The organism is Oceanobacillus jordanicus, from assembly GCF_022095695.1.
GTDB lineage: Bacteria > Bacillota > Bacilli > Bacillales > Amphibacillaceae > Oceanobacillus_B > Oceanobacillus_B jordanicus.
Genome location: NZ_JAIFZM010000001.1, coordinates 75199 through 95040, shown reverse-complemented (window position 1 = coordinate 95040; position 19842 = coordinate 75199). Strand labels below are relative to the sequence as shown.

Below are 19842 nucleotides of genomic sequence, written 5' to 3'. Positions count from 1 at the left end.
AATTTTAACTCTATAAATGAGAATATCTGGCAGCCATAATTTCATATTAATATAATAACCATCGTCGATAAAATCCTTTCATACGCTTTATATTAAGGGAATGTCTTGGCAGAAGCTATGAAGTTATATAAAATTTCTGTAATTTTTTAAACTTCGCCTTCTTTATCTTGTAAATTTTAGTAAAATAGAACCAAGGGGGAGAGTTGATGAAAAAGTTTACGAAGCAAGAAACGAGTTGGATGTACTATGATTGGGCAAATAGTGCTTACTCTATCATTATTACTACTGCCATTTTTCCAATTTTTTATAAAGCACAAGCAACAGCTGCAGGTGTAGAGGCTGCAGATTCTACGGCATACCTTGGTTACACGATTGCTATTTTCACCTTTATCCTGGCAATGATAGGACCAATATTAGGAACCTTTGCTGACTATGAAGGATACAAGAAAAAGTTTTTCTTTGGCTTTTTATTAATAGGTCTGGTTTCCACCTTTTCACTCATCTTCGTTCCTGAAGGAGAGTGGTTGCTATTACTGATTATCTTTACGATATCTTCGCTAGGATTAAGAGGGGCGAATCTCTTTTATGACGCGTTTCTCGTTGACGTAACAGAGGATAAGCGGATGAATAAAGTATCAGCACGAGGCTATGCACTAGGCTATATCGGGAGTGCTATCCCGTTTGTAATCAGTATTGGAATCATTTTGATGGCACAGCAAGAAATTATACCCATCTCCAGTACGACAGCTAGTAAAATCGCCTTTGTTATCACCTTCATCTGGTGGGGCGTATTCTCTATTCCTATGTTAAAAAACGTAAAACAAATCCATGGAATCAAACGCGGTCCGAAACCAATTCGTACAAGCTTTTTACGCCTTAAAAACACAGTAAAAAATATTAGCCAATATAAGTACTTAACTATTTTTCTCATCGCATACTTTTTCTATATAGATGGGGTGGGAACGATAATTTCCATGTCTACCGCATATGGGACAGATGTTGGCGTTAGCTCCACCATATTACTCGTCGTCCTTTTGGTTACTCAAATTGTAGCAGCTCCATTTGCTGTTTTATACGGAAAACTAGCAGATCGCTTTTCCGCTAAAGCTATGTTAAACGTAGGAATCATTGTGTACACGATCGTATGTATTTATGGTTATTTCCTTGAAACAGCATTTGACTTCTGGGTTCTTGCTATGCTCGTTGCCACCTCTCAAGGCGGCATTCAAGCATTAAGCAGATCTTATTTTGCGAAGCTCGTTCCAAAAGCTAATGCCAATGAATTCTTTGGTTTTTACAATATCTTTGGCAAATTTGCATCTGTTGCAGGACCTATACTAGTAGGTGCAACAGCGCAAATCACTGGAAAAACCAATGCTGGTATTTTAAGTCTTATCATTCTTTTCATTATTGGCATGATCATCTTAAACTTCGTACCGTCTGATAAGAAGATGGAAGGCCTAAAAACTCCTGAAGTAAATATTTCTTAGTTTAATTGAATTTTTGTTAGAGATAAACCGTTTATCCGTGAGGGTAGACGGTTTTTTGTTTGTGCTGGGGTGCGACCTTAGGTACCATCACGAAAGTTTGGATGGTGGATACGCGAGTTGTGGTAGTGGCCACGCGACTTTTGTAGCTTCCCGTGCGACTTGAGCGTGTTCTTACGCGACTTCAAAACTAAAAGGTTGACGTTACTAAAAGTAACTGCTATGATTATACTGAATTAAAGATAATTTAATTTAAAATAAATGAATTGATTAAAGTAATTTTCCTTGCGGTTGCCAAATGGAACCCAAGATAAGTGCTTTAAGATGGAGGAAGAAATGGGTTTACTCGATAGATTTTTTGGAAGAGAAAAAGAGGAGGAAACAACAATGGAAAAATTAAACATTGGTATTATTCTAGGTTCAACACGTGAAGGACGCTTAAGTCCACAGGTAGGAAACTGGGTACAAGAATTAGCAGACCAACGCGGTGATGCAAACTATACGGTTATTGATCTTGCAGACTACAAATTGCCACTACTTGGCGAAAATGGCGGAGACACTTCAGGTGCAGCTGCATGGGCAGAAGCAATTGCGAAACAAGATGGATTCGTTTTCGTTGTACAAGAATACAATCATTCTATTACAGCATCACTTAAAAACGCTTTAGATTATCTCCGCGTAGAATGGAACAACAAAGCTGCAGGTATCGTATCCTACGGTTCTGTTGGTGGAGCACGTGCTGCGGAACATTTACGTGGAATCCTAGGTGAATTGCTAGTAGCAGATGTTCGTGTTCACCCAGCTCTTTCTTTATTCACAGACTTCGAAAACGGAGCAGACTTCAAGCCAGCTGCGGTTCAAGCAGATTCCGTTAACCAAATGCTTGACCAGCTTATCCCTTGGTCTACTGCATTGAAAACAATTCGTTAAGTATAAAATAAACAGTCCAAAACCTCTACCCATTATGGATAGAGGTTTTTTTACGTATCATTTTTTCACTCTCCTATACTACCAAATGGCCAGTTCACCAACAAAATCTCCTCCTTTACAAATCACTATATTGAGGTTATGATTTTAACTACCGAACGTTCGTCAGTCTAAATTTGGTGTCATAGTCGGTGAAAGGAGTTTTCACAATGGTACAGCAATCTTTGTTTAAAAATCGGACTTTCTCTATATTACTTCTCGCTGGGATCTTTGCGATTGTGGGATTCAGTATGTTTCTAACCACAACGACCTGGTATGTTACAACATCACTTAGTGCCAGCTCCTTGGGTCTAGTCTTAATCTCTGCAACGGTCCCCCGTTTAATTATGATGGTTTTCGGTGGGGTTCTAGCAGATAAATATAAAAAATCGCTGATCATGTTCTGGACTAACTTAATCCAAAGCATGCTTTTATTTAGTATTTTTCTTTTGGTCTCCAGCGATAACATGAGTCTTATGCTACTACTTATTTTATCTGGTTTGTTTGGTATGCTTGATGCATTTTTCGGCCCTGCTAGCTCCTCTATGATTCCCAAAATTGTGGAGAAGTGGCAATTACAACAGGCAAACGCCTATTTTCAAGGTATCGACCAGATTTCCTTCATTATCGGACCCATCCTGGCTGGAATTATTATGGAAGTATCCAGTGTGGCAACAAGCTATTTCGTAGCATCTATTTTCGTGTTTCTCTCAGCTGTTATTATCTTTCCACCATTTGTGAAGGAAGGAAATGTAGAAAAGACGGACCAAACTAAACCTTTACACGATTTAAAAGAAGGAATCTCTTATATTCGCCGTTCATCCTTTTTATTAACGGGTATTCTTGTCCTAATAACACTTAACTTTTTCATTTTTGGTACACTGAACATTGCCTTCCCCCTTGTTGTTGACCTGCATGGTGGTAGCCCAATTAATTTAAGTGCCATGGAAGTTAGCTTAGGCGTGGGAATGATATTCAGTACGATTATCCTTAGTAAAGTTCATATTAAGCGAAAAGGAAGGGCATCTATTATTGGGCTACTTGCTGCCATCCTTAGCTTTTTGATTTTTAGTCAGGCACCTAGCCTTATCTTACTGACAGTTCTTGTCTTCTTTATTGGCTTCTCCATGTCCTTTGTCTATATCCCGTTTTTTACAGCAGTACAGGAAACAACGGATAATCGTTTAATGGGAAGAGTCATGAGCATTATTTTTCTTGCCATGAATGGTTTTGACCCGATTGCATATGGGGTAGTCAGTGCCCTTATAACGATAGGGATTTCGGTAAAACTGACCCTGCTCACATTTGGTATTGCGGGATTAATTGTAGCGCTTATCATATACTTTAGGGCGCGGAATTATGTGAAAGCATAATCTAGTAATTCTTGAGTGACCTTTCACATTGATAGGAGTGGTTAACATGATTACGGTAGCTGGAAGTATCAATATGGACCTTGTCGTCACAACGGATCGAACACCGAACAAAGGTGAAACACTGTTAGGGAAAGACTTTCAAACAAACCCTGGTGGCAAGGGGGCAAATCAGGCAGTTGCTGCCGCTCGCCTTGGTAACACGACGAAAATGATCGGACACGTGGGGAAAGACGCATTTGGTGTTTCATTAATAGAAAACTTAACCCAACAAAACGTCGGAACCGAATATGTAAAAACAAAGGATGGCTCATCAGGCATTGCAACGATAACGGTGGCAGAAGGTGACAACTCTATTATCGTCATACCAGGCGCTAACTTCTCGTGGGAAGCGGAGGAGTGGAAGCAATACACGACCATCATTCAAAAGAGCGATGTGTTAGTCCTGCAGTTCGAAATCCCGCTCGACGTGGTAGAGGCATTTGCGGATATGGCGAACAAGGTAGGAACTACGGTCATCTTAAATCCTGCACCAGCGCAAGCCTTACCAGCTGGCTTAATTGCACTAGCTGATTACCTCACACCTAATGAAACAGAATGTAAGGAACTCTTTGGGATGGAAGCAGAAGAGGCTGTCGCTCAATTTCCTAACAAATTAATCGTCACAGAAGGAGAAAAAGGGGCACTCTACCATGACGGCACCTCCCTCGTGCGCATTCCAGGTTTCCCTGTCAAAGCAGTGGATACCACAGGTGCAGGAGATACATTTAACGGTGCATTAGCTTCTGCTATTGCTGAGGGCCTAGCTTTAAAGGAAGCTGTCTCCTTTGCAAATGCGGCAGCATCCTTATCTGTCCAGCACTACGGGGCACAAAAAGGAATGCCGCTGAGAAAAGCCGTTTTAGAGCGATTAGGTGAATTGGAGTAAATGAAAGGCATGGGATCAAGATGTACTAACACTGATTCCATGCCTTTTTTAAGGAATTCGACCCCGCTCCAATGAAAGCGATTAGCGAGCATAATATTATACAAACCCACCTTGATCTATTATCATATCGAGAACAAGGAGGAGTAAAAAATGAACCCAGAATATCAAGATTTGTTTTCTCCATTAACGTTAAAAAATGGTGTTGAATTAAAGAACCGCTTAGTGATGGCGCCAATGACTAACTCTTCATCCAATCCCGATGGAACTGTAACGGATGCAGAGGTAAACTACTATGCCCGCCGCTCTAAAGGCGTAAGCATGGTCATCACGGCTACAACATATGTTATACCGAATGGAAAAGGATTTCCTAATGAATTTGCGGCAGATCGTGATGCCATGATTCCGAGCTTAAGCAAACTAGCAAAAGCAATTCAAGCACAGGGTGCTAAAGCCATTTTACAAATTTTCCATGCTGGAAAAATGAGTCCCACAGATCTTGTTCCAGATGGCGATGTTGTGAGTGCAAGTGACGTTCCAGCGGATCGAGAAGGTGCTGCCAAGCCACGTCCTTTACGCGAAGAAGAGGTAGAAGAGATTATTGAAGCTTTTGGTGAAACAACTCGTCGTGCCATTGAAGCAGGTTATGATGGTGTGGAAATACATGGAGCGAACGGCTACTTAATCCAGCAATTCTTTTCTCCACATTCCAACCTACGTGAGGACCGGTTTGGTGGAAGCCTGGAAAAACGCATGACTTTCCCACTTGCTATTGTTGATAAAGTACAAAGCGTCGTTGCGGAACATGCAGATGACTCCTTTATCGTGGGATATCGTTTTTCTCCGGAAGAGCCTGAAACACCAGGAATTACGATGGAAGAGACACTTCATTTAGTAGACGTGTTAGCAGATAAAAATCTAGATTACCTACATGTTTCCTTGTTCGATTTCTTCTCTAAGCCAAGACGAGGTGTAGAAGATTTAGAGAAAACTCGTATCGCACACCTGCTTGAAACAATTGGCGAGCGTGTACCTTTAATCGGTGTAGGTTCTATTTATACTGCAGAAGATGCGAAACTAGCATTCAATACAGGTGTCCCACTTCTTGCCCTAGGTAGAGAGCTCATTATTGATCCTGATTGGGTTCAAAAGATAGCCGAAGGAAGAGAAAGTGAAATCATTACGGAAATTAATAAAGAGAAGCAAGAAGAATTAGTAGTACCAGACCCACTTTGGAAAAATATCATAAACACACCCGGTTGGTTCCCAGGAGTGTAAGAACAAAAAGGCCAGGCCACTGCACCAAACTGTAGGGCCTGGCTTTTCTTACTTATTCCTTAAAATCTGGGACAAACTTTTCAAGGAATCATATTGCTTAATGTGATATTTCCGGCCTTCCTTTTGTAAGTACTGTTTCTCAGTGAATTGAGTTAGCACATGTAATAAATGTCTGTAGGACACGCCTAAATAATCGCAAACTGTAACATGTTTCTCTTTATAAACCCCGTTATCCGCCGTTTGCAGGATGAAATCAGCAAGTCTGTTTTCAAGTGGGAAGGCAAGACTTTGCGTATATTTCATTGCCATCTGGGTTGCCTTTACGCTTAAAAACCGCGTTAGTTCGCGCAAGAATTTCGCATCTTCCATTAGTTGCCTTCGATAGTAATGCATCGGCAGAGCGAAACAAATGGTCTTTGTTGAGGCTTGAATCCCCTTTGTGTAATACACATCATGCAGTAATTCCATTTCCCCAATAAATTCATTAGCATTGATAAAATTAATTAACGATACTTTTCCATTTTGATGGGTGATATAGATCTTTGCTTTTCCCTCTACCACGTAATATAGAAAGTCAGGTCTCGTTCCTTCTTGAATAATCCAATCATCACGCTGATATTCATGTACTTCCATATACGCTTCCACCGGGGCAGAAAACAAATGTTCAATTGAGTGTCTTTCTACAAATAGGCGTTTTTTGCTCGCTTTATAAATTTCCATTATTCACCTCAAAATAGGAGATATCTCATATTTTCTATTTTCTTTCCATGATACCATGCAATCAATGAGGGGGATATAGAATGAATACACAACGTTGGATGGGCATACGATTTTTTAGTTTTTTTATGACATGGGGCATTTTTCTACCCTATTGGGCCGGGTGGATGATCTATACAAAAGGCATCTCTGTTTCAGAAGCTAGTTTGATCATGAGTGTAGGCTTGGTCGCAAGAGGACTCTCTACCTTATTTGCCTTTCCTTACCTTTCCGATAAGGTTAGCAGTAAGCGATTATTAAACATAGCGGGGATTGGGACATTCATTGCCCTTATCGCTTACATTCCGGCAGGATCCTTTACGAGTTTAATGGGAGCAACCATCCTTCTGCACCTTTTCTATCCAGCACTTATGCCTGCGTTAGATAGTGCTGCTGGTGTGCTTGTACAAAACAAACAATTAAAACATTATGGGAGAAGCCGGCAGTGGGGATCGATTGGGTTTGTTTCAATTGGCATGGTTCTTACTATTTTCACAGCGAGGTTTGGCGATGAGATCATTTTTTGGGCGCTATTACTAGGAATAGTAGCTTTTGTGGTGCTTAGTCTGTTGCAAGCACCCGCTGTCTTATCTGTAAAACCACCAGCGGAACAAACACAAAAGATTGGCCTTTTCTCTGTATTCAAAATCAAACATTTTAGCCTCGTACTCCTAATTGTTATATTGCTACAGGCAGCACATGCGAGTTACTACAATTATGGTTATATTTTTTTACAGGATATTAATGCACCAACATACTTAATCGGTCTTATTATTAACATTGGCGTTATAGCTGAAATCATCTTTTTCTCAATTGCCGATAGAAGGTTTGGTAATTTTTCAGTAGGAGCCTTACTAACACTGTCAGCAATTGGTTCCTCTGTACGTTGGATTGCTGTATTTGCCTTTCCAAGCGTCGTTATCTTTAGTATTGCGCAAGTTCTACATGCATTTTCCTTTGCAATGGCGCATTATGCCTTTATGAAATACTTAATTAACAATATTCCGCAAGTACAGATACCAAAGGCACAGGGCATCTACTCTGCATTAGCGCTTAGCTGGAGTACTGCAGTATTCACCATTTTCGGTGGGTTTTTATATGAAATCGAACCACGCTTTGCCTTTATCGGCATGGTCATTTGTACCATTCCAGCCATGTTGTTAGCGTTGGTTTATCGAAACGTGGAGACGAAGCAAGGTAATGTGCTGGAGACCATCTAAAAAGCAAACAGGCTTGTCCCTAGTGGATAAGCCTGTTATTTTTCTCACCTGATTAAGCTTTTAACCGATTTACAAAGTCATGTAAATAATCGAGTGAGGTAATGTTCTGGTTACATGTTTCATTGTCTCGGCAGATATAATTCCCTTTCTTGGTAAACGTCCCTTGTACTTTTCCTTTTTTATGTGCAAGGAATAAACCTACCTCTTCATGTTTATGACAAATTGAACATATTCCTTTCTGGTTTATCATATCGAAGGAACCGTGTAACCCCGTTAATTTCCCGTTTTGTTTCAGCACAATAAACTTTTTATTCGTACTGTAATCAATCCAGCTCAAATAACATACTTGCTGCAAGTCTAATTCTTGTAAAGCTGGTATTTTTAACTTTTTAACTTTAGGAAACAATTTTTTGATTCCTTGCTCTGTCACTTGAAACGGAATGACGTATGGTTTCAACTGAAATAAAAACCTTTCCGCTTTATCTTTATCATCCACCAATGTAATAGGTTGAAGTAACTGTGCTTGTTCTTCTGTGATTGCAGGTATTAATGCTAATACTCTTTCTTTAGCCATTGATTCTAATGCGCCTAATACGGATTTTTCATTAGAAGTTGAGTGGCCACTAACTAAATCTTGCGCTTGCCGTGCAATGAAATTGAATTGGTCCACCCGAATAAAAGGCTCCATTTCTATCTCTCCAATCTTTAAACGTAACTCAGATTCCTTACCCATTATAGAAAAGAAACCCTCTTATTCCTATGCAGAAAACAATTAGAAAACGTTTTGTACATAGGCAGAGCCTTTCTATTCGTTGTATGCATATAAGAAAGCACCGGAAATCATCCTTTCAGAAAGACTTCCAGTGCTTCATGATCTCCTTATGTCTAGCTAGAATAGATAATCTTCTTAATGGTATCTACTGACAGATAATATTCTTCTGCTAAATCATCTATTGAAAACCCATCTTTATAGGCGTTTTTAATGGAAACGTTTCTTTCAGCAATCGCTTTTCTTGCTCCAGAAGAAGATCCCCACTTTTGATAGCTTGACTTCTCTTTCGGTATATAGATTGTTTCACCTTGAATGTACTGCTGAATTTCTTTTATTAACTCTTCTGGTAAAATGGAATTCGCTTTAACATAGCTCATCATAGACAGCTCCTTATCCGTAATATGGAAAATAAGGGGCAAAGCCTATAACTACTTTAGACGAATATATTTTTTAATGGTAACTCCTGCAAAGATTCGCCTATTCATTATTAGACTTTGCATGAGAAGCTACAATATCAGACATGATAAATGCCATATCTATCACCTACTCTTTATAACGCATTTTATATGACTCTCCTCTTTACTGTAATGAAATTTCTTCTCCTTTTCAATACAGGAATTAGGTTCCATTGTTTTTTATAGAGTTTTCATTGATTCTAAATCAACCTAACGAGAAATGTTTTTCTCTCAATAGGGAAGTATGAATACTATGAGATAAAAATTGCATGTACGGGAGGAACGAATCATGTATGACTTGGATTTACATCATATTTTTCAACTTGGACTTATTTTAGTTATGATTGCAGCTGGAATTACGGCGATTGCAAAGAAATTTAAACAGCCCTACCCCATTGCGTTAGTCATTGTCGGGGCAATCATTGGGCTTGTGAACATTCCTGTATTAGAGCCATTAAAAGACTTTATTACAGAAGGAGAAGTGTTTAACTTTGTTATTATCACGTTGTTCTTACCTGCTTTATTAGGGGAAGCAGCGTTAAAGCTCCCTTTTTCCCATTTAAATGAAAACAAAAAGCCGATTTTGGCACTTGCGTTTGGCGGAACTTTTTTATCCTTTCTAATCATTGGCTTTTCATCCTTATGGCTTCTTGGACTTTCCATCCCTGCAGCCTTTGTATTTGCAGCATTAATGAGTGCTACAGACCCTGTTAGTGTTTTATCCATCTTCAAGAGTGTCGGTGTGAAAAAGAGACTTTCTACTGTAATTGAAGGGGAAAGTCTGTTTAATGATGGATTAGCGGTTGTCTTATTCAATATTTCCGCTTTCTCCCTGATCTCCTACCTCGACATGGGGATACTAGGTGCTGGACATGGTGTATGGGAATTTATTAAAGTCATCTCTTTAGGCTTACTTATTGGAGGATTACTTGGCTACGGCTTTTCGCGTCTTACTCGATACTTTGATGATTATCCATTAGAAATTATATTTAGCATTATTCTTTTCTACGGTGCCTTCTTACTGGCGGAAAGCTTTGAGGCATCTGGAGTTATTGCCGTTGTGGTTGCAGCCCTTATTTTTGGAAATTATGGATCAAAGATTGGCATGAGTCCTGCCACCAAATTAAACATCAGTAATTTTTGGGACGTCGTAACACTGCTAGCCAATTCCCTCGTCTTTTTAATGGTCGGGTTAGAAATTACACGGATTAATGTGGCAGAACATTGGGGGCTTATTTTTACCGCCATTTTAATCGTGCTAATCGCCAGAAGCTTCGCAGTCTATGGCAGCCTTCTGTTCCTTAAAAACATCCCACTCTCCTGGAAGCATATTTTAAATTGGGGCGGTCTAAAAGGATCCTTATCCATCGCACTCGTACTTAGTCTTCCGAGAGATTTTGAAGGTCGTGAGGAGATCTTGATTCTTGCTTTTAGTGTCGTCTTGTTCTCCCTCGTCGTGCAGGGACTTTCCATTAAACCGCTGATAACATGGCTTGGCGTAAATAAAAAAGAAGAAGGTTACCAAGAGTATGAAGCCCTTATTGCCCGTGCTCATCGTTACGAGACGGGAATTGAAGAAATCAATAAGGTAAAAAAGAACTTGTTTATAACCGAATTGGTTTCAGAATCTGTTGTCGATGAGTATAAAAAGCAACGTACCAAATTGCACAATGATATCAATGCGCTTTTCCATAAACACCCTGACCTTAGAAAAAAACAGGAAATTGCCCTCTTAAAACATTCGCTCTACGCGCAACACGAAGCCGTTGGGCATTTATTGAAGGAAGATATCATTTCGAGTGAAGTTGCACAACAGGAACAGGATTTGATTACCAACAAAATCGTGGAATTAGAGGAAGAGTCATAAAGTGAAACTTCATTTGGTGGGGGTTTTACTGCCAGTTGAGGCGGGATAAAGCGAGAAAAATAATAATGGTGTATCTGTCATTACATAGACAGATACGCCATTATTCCATTTTAATGACTTATAAATTTAGTGTTCATTTTGTTCTACATAGCTTTTAAAATTGCTTAGGATCGCCTGCCAACCTTGTTGCTGAAACTCTGCTGGATGTGAAGCGTCTGCATCAAACGTCTCCACTACTTCGGTTTCCTTGTCATCACCTTTAAACGTGATGTTTACTTTCCTTCCATCCGCCATGGTATAAGCAATAACCTCATGTAATATTACTTCATCATAGATTCCACCAAAGTCGAAACCTGTACTGCCATCTTTGGCTTCCATTTTTGAAACAAATGTCCCGCCTACTCTAAGATCATTTTCTGCAAATGGGGTGTGCCAATCATCTGAAGCATTGTTCCATTGTTTAATGTGGTCTGGCTCTGTCCAATACTTCCACACCTTGTCTATTGGTGCTTGAACAGTTGCTTCTACTCTGATTTCTTTTGATGTTCCCAATTTAATACCCTCCTAAATAATCACATGATTTTTTTATCGGAGTTGGTTACATGAGATGTCTTATTATATATTATAAAAGGCCAACAGTTATTTTACTACTTAGAATTATTAAAAAGTGCATTACCCGGGAAATAATCCTAAACTATCCATACTAATTACAATCACCTGTTTAATGTTCTAACGCTTCCTTCTCTCCCTCTTTCCGTTCAGCAGGGATGTGTCCATACCGCCAAATTAAACTTCTTTCATAGAAGTCATACCAAAAATTTATCTTGTCAGAAATTTGCTCGACTTGTTCTTCCGACACAATAGGGTCTACATGTGTAAGAAGGATATCCTTATTCAATACGTACGAACGGCAAAATTGTTTCAACTCTCAGAAATATTCTAGTTACCACCTGACCATCAAAAAAAGAGCACACCAACAAAAGGTGTGCCCTCATCTCTTCTATTATCGATTAAATGTAACTCTTTCTGTTGCATTTCCCAACGTGATAGCTGTTTCACTTGGTTTTGTTTGAGAAATGAGCTTGCCATTTCTGAAGGAATATCGTACTGCTGCTTGCTTACGAATGACTTCATATTCATTCTCTGCTGTCATTACGATGAAATTCGCTGGTTTTCCTTCTTCAATTCCATATTTGTCTTCAATATGCAATGTCTTCGCACTGTTTTTTGTGATTAGATCAATCGAGTTTACAATTTGCTCATAGCCCATTAATTGCGATGCATGGATTCCCATATGCAAGACCTGAAGCATGTTCCCTGTTCCGAGTGGATACCATGGATCAAAGATATCATCATGGCCAAAGCAAATGTTTAAGCCAGCTTCCTGTAATTCTTTTACCCGCGTCAGACCACGGCGCTTCGGGTAGGTATCAAATCTTCCTTGTAAATGAATGTTCACAAGTGGATTGGATACAAAATTAATATTCGACAACTTCAATAGGCGGAACAATTTCGTTGTATAGGCATCATTGTAAGAGCCCATTGCTGTGGTATGGCTCGCAGTTGTTCGCTCGCCCATGCCACGTTCGTATGCTTCTTTGGCTACCACTTCCACAAATCGAGACTGCTCGTCATCGATTTCATCACAGTGGATATCTACTAAAAGATCATATTTTTCCGCTAGATCAAAGGCTGTCTTCATCGACTCCACACCATATTCTCTTGTGAATTCAAAGTGAGGAATACCACCCACAACATCCGCACCCAATTTCAATGCCTCTTCAAGTAATTCGACACCATTTGGGAAAGATTGAATCCCCTCTTGTGGAAACGCGACAAGCTGAATGTCAACAAAGTCCGCCATTTCTTTCTTCACTTCTATCATGGCTTTTAATGCAGTCAGACTTGGGTCAGTTACATCAACATGTGTACGTACATGTTGGATTCCTTGTGCAATTTGCCATTTTAATGCCTTTGTTGCTCTTGTTTTCACATCTTCCTCTGTTAACGACTCCTTACGCTGGGACCACCGTTGAATTCCTTCGAATAAGGTGCCGCTTTGATTCCATTCCGGTTCCCCGGCAGTTAAGGTTGTATCTAAATGAATATGTGGCTCAATGAATGGCGGTAAAACAAGTGCGCCCTTTGCGTCAATTACCTCTTCTATACCCGAAACTTCCTCAAGATTTTGTGTAATAGCAGCAAACTTGCCATCTTCAATCAATATATGCCAATGTCCTTCTTTTCCACGTAATGTTGCATTTTTTATGAGCATTTGATATCTCCCTTTTCTAAAAGTATGAATATAGCCGTTCCTAGTCGGCCTTCCTTAAAACAGGCGCTTCTTCTTTTTTAATTTTTATTGATGCTAGATACATAAATACGATATAAACAGCTGCTGTTCCAATTAAGGCATTTAATGGAGTAATTCCTGGTGCTAGCTGTGCAATTACAACACCACTTGCCCATGCCCCAATCGCAACCCAGTTCACTGGTTTAAACGTCATTTCTTTAAACGTACCATACTTCCTTTTTCTAACAAAGAAATAATCCGCGATAATGATTGCCCCAATGGAAGGGATAGCGGCGCCCAGAATGTTTAAGAAGCCGACGAAGTTGTTGTACATCCACATGGCAAGCAGTGTCCCAACGAGTCCATTTACAACAACAAATACCTTTTTAGGAAGCTTGGTGATATTCGCAAACCCTAATCCAGAAGCATACAGTGCATTATCATTGGTCGTCCAAATATTTAACCCTAACACGATAATTGCCGGAATCATCAATCCTTGTAAAAACATGACTTCTGAAATATCTGGTAGTCCGTAAGACATTGCTCCGACTGCGCCAAACAAGAACATTAACGAGTTCCCTAAGAAAAACGCAATAACCGTTGCTACTACGGCTGAACGGGATGTCTTGGCAAACCGCGCAAAGTCTGGTGTTAACGTTCCGCCACTAATAAAGGAGCCAACGCAAATCGTAAGAGCTGCCGCTACGGTCAATGTTTCTGTAGGTTCATAGCTCCACAGTGTATCAAAACCGCCCAAGTACTCTGTTGCTTCAAATACAGAATAGCTTCCTAAAATCGCAATGGCAGGTACAGCAATAAATCCTAAGACGACTAAAGCTTTCATGCCAAAGATAGCTGATGCTGTAATGGCAACTCCAAAAATAAAGATTAAAGCATAGACATTCCAATCCATGGCGGTTGCCACAGGCACGGCAAACATCGCGACTCCAACACCAAACCAACCAACCTGCGTAAATCCTAGTAAAAAGGAAGGCAAATACGATCCCTTTTCACCAAACGCGTATTTAGCCAGAAGATGTGTAGACAAGCCTGTCTTTGCCGCAATATAAGCAAGCGATCCTGTATACATCCCAAGCGCTATATTTCCGATTAACATGATTAAAATAAATTGTGAGAATGATAGGCCAGCCCCCAATTCCCCACCAGCTAGCATACTTGCAGAGAAGAACGTAAACCCGAGCATAACGGATAATGTCTTCCAAAAATTATTTCGTTCTGACTGTGGTACTGCTTGTAATGAATACTCAACATCTATTTTTTTCATCATTATTCCCCCAACTATGATTTTTCCGGCACCAAAAATCAAAATCAAAAGCGAAAGCGACCGTTTAGAGACGTACGGACTGGACTGAGCCGTAGGAGATAAAGGAAACATGCCCCTGCAACAGGGGTATGTCGACGTTGGCCGTCAAGGCCGGTTTTAGTCGACCCTCCTTCCCTTTAGAGCTGATGTTGACTTTCACCCTCCGGGTATAAGGGCGACTAAGCCTCTGGTTGTCACCAATCGGCAAGTCTTCTTTATCGTACGGAGGCGAGGGAAGTCTCGCTAGTCTCTGGGCGCTGGAGCTGGACGTGGATGATTCAGTTATTTCGTTATCCACAGCACACATACTTTCCAATTTCCTATACAGCAAAAAAAGAGGCTAATTACCAGTTAACCTGACAATTAGCCTCTTTTTTTATACAATACACCAGCATAGGGTAAAGCACACCTACTCCTCGTGTATTGTAAAAATCCGCTGTCCTTGTCAGCCTCTCTGGACTGAATTAAAGGTACCATATGCAATTAAGTAGATTATGACAGGAAAACTAGTTCGTGTCAATTGGGTGTGTGGACAGAAGTAGATTTCCTTTTACAAAAAGCGCTCATAGATGAAACCGTCGAATGAACTCCTCTTTAAATGTTTTGGATGAAAATAACAGCATGCCAATAAGTGTTAGCAGTGCATAGAGAGAAGTTCCTGCGCATGCCCAGAGGATTGTAGCAATCCCGGTAATATACAAGCCAATCGGAACAAAACCGATCCCAATCATGGCTAATATATAGCCCACATATTCCCGCCAGCGCATTCGCTTTTTCAAAATAATGATGGTTATCAGAAGCGTAGCCATAATAATTATCAAAGGGATGGCAAAATTTACTGACCATCGCTGGAAAACTGATGTAATGTCCATGATTACCAGTACACTAGATAGGCTTATTACCTGTAAAACAATTTTCGAGCCTGTATGTGCCGATGAAAGGATTGTATGGTTCATTGTTACGAAAAGATAAAGCGCCCCGCCTACTACATACAGCGACCAAAGGTAGTCGGGATTTACTAGAAGGTTTATAACAAAACATGTACTTGCCATAACAATAGATAGAAAGGTCACTATCTTTGCGATAAATGTCCTTCTTTTTTTCAGTGTCATATCCGGATAGTCTGGATATAACTTTACCTCATTATCTATTGATTCAGCTACTTTACGATGACATAAGGGACATGTCACGTGATCGACCGACACCCCACAATGATAGCAGTACTTCATTTCGTCTCCCCCCAATTATTGGAGTAAACTTCCACATTAAGGCCTGTTAAACGAGACAGTTGATTAAAGAACGACTTAATTATTTCCGATTCTACAATCGAGCGCGCAAACGTTATGGTCATTTGGTCATTAACAGAAGAGACTCCACAATTAATGGGACTATTTTTGGTGGGATACAGGACAACTTCCATTCTTTCAATATAACTTTTCATCGAGTCAGGCAGATTAATGCTTCCTAGATTAGTCAGGGTGAGCGTTTTCGCTAATTCCCCATAATGTCTAAACCCGTAGCGCATCGCATGATACTTTATGGACAATGGTACAATTCTTGTTTTTAAGCTCTTTTGTAGTTGCACGTGTCGATTTATCCCATCCTGTAAGTGCTGTCTATCCGTCTTACTTCTTAGTTGCTCCGATACTGTTTTAATAATATCCTCTAATGTAATGTCACCCGAAACATCCACCCTTACATTGACTACGGAAAAGAAGTTTCTTAATGTTATGGAAGGAAATTTACGACGGAGATTAGCAGGCAGCGCTATTGTAATATTTTCATTGTATACGCCGTACTTCATTGTTTCGGAATAAATAGCATGGATGAGCACTGCGGTAATAAATTCCGTTACAGACATGCCCTTTTGCTTTGCAACATGATTTAAAGCCGAAGCACGGATTACGCCATGAATAACATTTACGCCTGAAGGGTCAAATGGCGTTCCTTTAATTTGAAAGGCTCGCTGTACTTTATCCTGAAGATAATTTCGAGTCGACTTCTGATAATACTTTTCAAAACTATCTTCTGTTTCATACTTACTTGGCACTTGATCCGAAAATAATAACGCATCCCCGTCTACTGCTATGTCTTCTCCTTGCAAAGTTAAATATTGATAAATTAATGTTTTAAGAAACTCAACTGCACCTGTTCCGTCTGTAAGGGAATGAAAAATTTCCACCGCTATTCGTTTGTTAAAATATAAGACTTTGAACAAATAGCCATTATTCTCCTTTGGATGAATGGGGTGACAGGGGTAGGTCGTTTCCTGCTGAACGCTAAGTTTTTCTTCATTACTCTCCATAAAGTCCCAAAAGATCCCTTTGCGTACTTTGACAGCTAGTGTCGGGAATCGTTTGATGACGTGATCGAGCGCCTCTTGCAATATCTCCTCGTCTACCAAGTCTTTCATTAGTACAGAAACACGGTATACGGAGGAATTAGAAGCTTCTGTTACTGCATGAAACACCTTACCTGCATTATCAACTTTATACCATTTACTCATAAACGTACCTTCTTTACCTATGATAAAAATTTCTGCCATTTTAGTTGGTAAATCCGTGGTTCTTATCGTATCATCTTTGCCACTTTTTTAGTAACAAAGTCAATATAAGAATCCTATGCTTTTAAATAAAGGATGAGGGTTGCTATGAACCCAGCCCTTTAAAAAAGGGAAGTAGGGGAATATTCATTACTTATAAGCTTTATACCAATGATACGGCTGAATTTCCTTTAACGTTTTATATTGAAGTTCACCAGACGGAGTGGTTACAGCTGCTCTTACTTCCTCTCCCCAGTAAAAAAGCCGTTCTTGGCATACACCACATGGTGTTAAAATCGTTAACGGAGCATTTTCATCATCTCTTACGACACAGATAGTATGTGTTACTCTCGTATTAAGCTTATGCGCTTCTAGAATAGCGCCTGTTTCTATACATAGCTCTGTGGAAGCAACAATAACATCTGGTGCTACACTGGTGAGGATTTGCCCGCTTTCCGTATACATTGCAGCGGCGCCTCCCCATCCAGAAGGGTATCTATCTTCTATTAATTCGATTGCTGATTGGTAAAGCTGTTGTTCTATGTCCATCTTATCCTCCCTAAATGAATGCTGCTTATATGTAATGCACAAATATAAAATGATACTCTACAACCTGTTTTCCTTTATAAATGCTTCAAAAATACCTACACTATTTTTATTAAAGCGTTGCTTCTTCTTAACGAGCCAAAGATTTCTTTTAAGCTCCACATTTTCTATCTTCGTTCTACACAACGACCCTTGTTCAAGCTCCCTTGCAACCGTTAATTTCGAGACAATACTAACACCAAGACCTGCTTCTACTGCACTTTTAATGGCTTGAGTGCTACCTAGATCCATATAGCTTTGAATCTTATCCAATACTTGATGCTTTCTGAGGAAATTCTCAATAATTAACCTTGTACCAGAGGCTGGTTCTCGCCAAAGCATTTGCTCGTGCGCTAATTCGGCTATGTTGATCGCACCCCGCTCTACCCATGGGTGTTCTGGGGAATGAATAAGTACTAACTCGTCCTCGGCAATAGCTTCCACGAGAACATTATCATTCAATACCTCCCCTTCTACCAAGGCAAGGTCAATAACATCATCTAACAATGCTTCGATTACGCGTGGAGTATTCTCTACCAATAGCGATACGTTAACAGTTGGATAGTTCTTTTTCAATTGACCTAACATCCCTGGGAGAAGGTACTCCCCAATCGTTAAACTAGCCCCAACATTAAGGGAATCGTGATACCCCTTTAAATTGTCGGAAACGGCCGATTTTGAACGATTAAAATCTGCTACAATAGATTTTGCAAACGGGTATAGGGTCTGTCCGCTATCTGTTAATGTTAATCTGCCGTCTGTTCGGTCAAATAACAATGCATTATACGTTGTTTCCAACTGGTGGATCTGTTTAGTAACAGCCGGTTGGGAAACGTAAGATAATTTAGCTGCTTGACTTATACTACCTGTATCTACAACGAGACAGAAGATACTTAATGTATCTATATTCATGCTTATCCCTCCTTCTTATAACGTTATTTTTTTAAGTATAAAGTGATAAACGAAAAAAACATACTATCTTTAGTATGTTTTATTAGAAGAAAGCGACCTCCACAATATTATATAGGTTAATAAAAATAATAACCAAAATCGTAACACTAAATATCTTGTCTATTTGGTTATCTGTCAGTTTAACGCTAAAATTTGAGCCGATAATCCCACCCAAAATTCCTCCAGCGATCATGTAAGGTAACATGGACAAATCATATTCTGCATATCCAGTGGTAAAGGCAATGAGCAGCAGTGCAGATAATTGAGAGAAAAATATAATAAAAATAGAATTAACAGCCGCACTCTTTGTATTCATAGCAAACAATAAAATCAACACCGTAACATTTAATGGCCCTCCACCAATTCCCAGAAATGCCGATAAAAAACCTAATGCAAGGCCGATGGAAAAAATACCAGCTTTATTTTTAAAAGCAAACGATTTTACTTTATCTTTCTTTAGAAAATAAATAAAGACAAGCGTTAACAGCACCGCTAAGACAGAGGATTGGATAATTGCCGTGATGGTTGGAATGTTCATAGACACCGCAATAACGTTGAAGATACTCTTCCCTACAACCCCGCCAAGAATAGAGCCTCCAGCAAGAATGGAACTAATGGCTTTATCAATTTGTACTTCCTTATTCTTAAGTTTGATTAACGACATGGTTGCCATTGCTAGAACGGTTGCAGCGGATAAGACACCTATGGTCGGTAAATCAAAATCACCAAAGAAATCTAACACTGGTTTGATAATGACCCCGCCACCTAAACCAGCAATAGCCCCAAGCGTTGAGGCGAATAAACCAATAATAAAATATAAAATGAATATATCGACCAGCTCCCAAAAACAAATACCTTACTACTTTAAAAGTTTAGCAAACAAACCTTGATTGTAAAAATACCAATATGTCATAGGGTATAACCATTTAGTATGGGGTGCTAAATCAAAAGTAAAATTGGTCATTTAATATTAAATTTAGTAGAAAAGCCAATATCTTTCCTATTTTTCAAGTATAATGAAGCATATTCAGATCATGCATATGATATTTCC

At 39.6% G+C, this 19842-nt stretch carries 19 protein-coding genes; 7 read left to right on the top strand and 12 right to left on the bottom strand.

Annotated elements, in window-relative coordinates; translation table 11 throughout:
- The first annotated feature begins 203 nt into the window (after positions 1-203).
- The 5 genes from K3T81_RS00455 to K3T81_RS00435 all read left to right on the top strand — a co-directional run bounded on the left by K3T81_RS00455 (position 204) and on the right by K3T81_RS00435 (position 6026).
- Positions 204-1490 carry an MFS transporter gene (locus K3T81_RS00455; protein ID WP_238017401.1) on the top strand — a complete coding sequence of 429 codons (1287 nt, stop codon included), beginning with the start codon at positions 204-206 and terminating at the stop codon, positions 1488-1490.
- Between the two features lie 384 nt (positions 1491-1874).
- On the top strand, positions 1875-2417 hold the full coding sequence (locus K3T81_RS00450) for an NADPH-dependent FMN reductase (protein ID WP_106898606.1): 543 nt from the start codon (positions 1875-1877) through the stop codon (positions 2415-2417).
- Between the two features lie 206 nt (positions 2418-2623).
- Positions 2624-3826 carry an MFS transporter gene (locus K3T81_RS00445; RefSeq protein WP_238017395.1) on the top strand — a complete coding sequence of 401 codons (1203 nt, stop codon included), beginning with the start codon at positions 2624-2626 and terminating at the stop codon, positions 3824-3826.
- A gap of 46 nt (positions 3827-3872) precedes the next feature.
- On the top strand, positions 3873-4751 hold the full coding sequence (gene rbsK, locus K3T81_RS00440; RefSeq protein ID WP_238017392.1) for a ribokinase: 879 nt from the start codon (positions 3873-3875) through the stop codon (positions 4749-4751).
- Between the two features lie 150 nt (positions 4752-4901).
- Complete coding sequence (locus tag K3T81_RS00435) at positions 4902-6026, top strand: NADH-dependent flavin oxidoreductase (protein ID WP_238017390.1); 1125 nt, start codon at positions 4902-4904, stop codon at positions 6024-6026.
- Positions 6027-6074: 48 nt separating this feature from the next.
- Here K3T81_RS00435 and yeiL read toward each other — a convergent pair whose 3' ends face one another.
- On the bottom strand, positions 6075-6746 hold the full coding sequence (gene yeiL, locus K3T81_RS00430) for a transcriptional regulator YeiL (protein WP_238017387.1): 672 nt from the start codon (positions 6744-6746) through the stop codon (positions 6075-6077).
- A gap of 80 nt (positions 6747-6826) precedes the next feature.
- On the opposite strand from yeiL, the gene K3T81_RS00425 reads away from it, so the two are divergent.
- Positions 6827-8002: an MFS transporter gene (locus tag K3T81_RS00425; RefSeq protein WP_238017385.1), complete on the top strand. Its 1176-nt coding sequence runs from the start codon at positions 6827-6829 to the stop codon at positions 8000-8002.
- Positions 8003-8054: 52 nt separating this feature from the next.
- Here the strand turns inward: K3T81_RS00425 and K3T81_RS00420 are convergent, their stop codons facing one another.
- Positions 8055-8690, bottom strand: coding sequence for a FusB/FusC family EF-G-binding protein (locus tag K3T81_RS00420; protein ID WP_238017943.1), 636 nt, complete (start codon positions 8688-8690; stop codon positions 8055-8057).
- Positions 8691-8887: 197 nt separating this feature from the next.
- A complete protein-coding gene (locus K3T81_RS00415) occupies positions 8888-9151 on the bottom strand; it encodes a CD3324 family protein (protein ID WP_161465161.1) in 264 nt (87 codons plus the stop codon).
- Positions 9152-9518: 367 nt separating this feature from the next.
- Between K3T81_RS00415 and K3T81_RS00410 the strand changes: the two genes are divergently transcribed.
- Positions 9519-11096 carry a Na+/H+ antiporter gene (locus tag K3T81_RS00410; RefSeq protein ID WP_238017383.1) on the top strand — a complete coding sequence of 526 codons (1578 nt, stop codon included), beginning with the start codon at positions 9519-9521 and terminating at the stop codon, positions 11094-11096.
- Between the two features lie 126 nt (positions 11097-11222).
- Here the strand turns inward: K3T81_RS00410 and K3T81_RS00405 are convergent, their stop codons facing one another.
- From K3T81_RS00405 to K3T81_RS00365, 9 genes are all read right to left on the bottom strand, one after another.
- Complete coding sequence (locus K3T81_RS00405) at positions 11223-11648, bottom strand: SRPBCC family protein (RefSeq protein WP_238017381.1); 426 nt, start codon at positions 11646-11648, stop codon at positions 11223-11225.
- A 169-nt stretch (positions 11649-11817) separates the two neighbouring features.
- A complete protein-coding gene (locus K3T81_RS00400) occupies positions 11818-11955 on the bottom strand; it encodes a hypothetical protein (RefSeq protein WP_238017379.1) in 138 nt (45 codons plus the stop codon).
- A 144-nt stretch (positions 11956-12099) separates the two neighbouring features.
- A complete protein-coding gene (locus K3T81_RS00395) occupies positions 12100-13371 on the bottom strand; it encodes a cytosine deaminase (protein ID WP_238017377.1) in 1272 nt (423 codons plus the stop codon).
- A gap of 40 nt (positions 13372-13411) precedes the next feature.
- Positions 13412-14674 (bottom strand): cytosine permease, encoded by a 1263-nt coding sequence (gene codB, locus K3T81_RS00390; RefSeq protein ID WP_238017376.1) that lies wholly within the window; start codon positions 14672-14674, stop codon positions 13412-13414.
- 602 nt (positions 14675-15276) lie between these two features.
- A complete protein-coding gene (locus K3T81_RS00385) occupies positions 15277-15942 on the bottom strand; it encodes a DUF6320 domain-containing protein (protein WP_238017373.1) in 666 nt (221 codons plus the stop codon).
- Positions 15939-17219 carry an alcohol acetyltransferase gene (locus K3T81_RS00380; RefSeq protein ID WP_238017370.1) on the bottom strand — a complete coding sequence of 427 codons (1281 nt, stop codon included), beginning with the start codon at positions 17217-17219 and terminating at the stop codon, positions 15939-15941. The genes K3T81_RS00385 and K3T81_RS00380 overlap by 4 nt, the downstream gene beginning before the upstream one ends.
- Positions 17220-17405: 186 nt before the next feature.
- A complete protein-coding gene (locus tag K3T81_RS00375; protein ID WP_238017367.1) occupies positions 17406-17804 on the bottom strand; it encodes a cytidine deaminase in 399 nt (132 codons plus the stop codon).
- Between the two features lie 57 nt (positions 17805-17861).
- Positions 17862-18752 carry a LysR family transcriptional regulator gene (locus K3T81_RS00370; RefSeq protein WP_238017364.1) on the bottom strand — a complete coding sequence of 297 codons (891 nt, stop codon included), beginning with the start codon at positions 18750-18752 and terminating at the stop codon, positions 17862-17864.
- Between the two features lie 82 nt (positions 18753-18834).
- Positions 18835-19599: a TSUP family transporter gene (locus K3T81_RS00365; protein WP_338044584.1), complete on the bottom strand. Its 765-nt coding sequence runs from the start codon at positions 19597-19599 to the stop codon at positions 18835-18837.
- Positions 19600-19842 lie beyond the last annotated feature (243 nt).

Coding starts and splice junctions, on each gene's coding strand:
- K3T81_RS00450 (WP_106898606.1), top strand. CDS start 1,875: ATGGAAAAATTAAACATTGGTATTATTCTAGGTTCAACACGTGAAGGA.
- K3T81_RS00445 (WP_238017395.1), top strand. CDS start 2,624: ATGGTACAGCAATCTTTGTTTAAAAATCGGACTTTCTCTATATTACTT.
- rbsK (WP_238017392.1), top strand. CDS start 3,873: ATGATTACGGTAGCTGGAAGTATCAATATGGACCTTGTCGTCACAACG.
- K3T81_RS00435 (WP_238017390.1), top strand. CDS start 4,902: ATGAACCCAGAATATCAAGATTTGTTTTCTCCATTAACGTTAAAAAAT.
- yeiL (WP_238017387.1), bottom strand. CDS start 6,746: ATGGAAATTTATAAAGCGAGCAAAAAACGCCTATTTGTAGAAAGACAC.
- K3T81_RS00425 (WP_238017385.1), top strand. CDS start 6,827: ATGAATACACAACGTTGGATGGGCATACGATTTTTTAGTTTTTTTATG.
- K3T81_RS00420 (WP_238017943.1), bottom strand. CDS start 8,690: ATGGAGCCTTTTATTCGGGTGGACCAATTCAATTTCATTGCACGGCAA.
- K3T81_RS00415 (WP_161465161.1), bottom strand. CDS start 9,151: ATGAGCTATGTTAAAGCGAATTCCATTTTACCAGAAGAGTTAATAAAA.
- K3T81_RS00410 (WP_238017383.1), top strand. CDS start 9,519: ATGTATGACTTGGATTTACATCATATTTTTCAACTTGGACTTATTTTA.
- K3T81_RS00395 (WP_238017377.1), bottom strand. CDS start 13,371: ATGCTCATAAAAAATGCAACATTACGTGGAAAAGAAGGACATTGGCAT.
- codB (WP_238017376.1), bottom strand. CDS start 14,674: ATGAAAAAAATAGATGTTGAGTATTCATTACAAGCAGTACCACAGTCA.
- K3T81_RS00385 (WP_238017373.1), bottom strand. CDS start 15,942: ATGAAGTACTGCTATCATTGTGGGGTGTCGGTCGATCACGTGACATGT.
- K3T81_RS00380 (WP_238017370.1), bottom strand. CDS start 17,219: ATGAGTAAATGGTATAAAGTTGATAATGCAGGTAAGGTGTTTCATGCA.
- K3T81_RS00375 (WP_238017367.1), bottom strand. CDS start 17,804: ATGGACATAGAACAACAGCTTTACCAATCAGCAATCGAATTAATAGAA.
- K3T81_RS00370 (WP_238017364.1), bottom strand. CDS start 18,752: ATGAATATAGATACATTAAGTATCTTCTGTCTCGTTGTAGATACAGGT.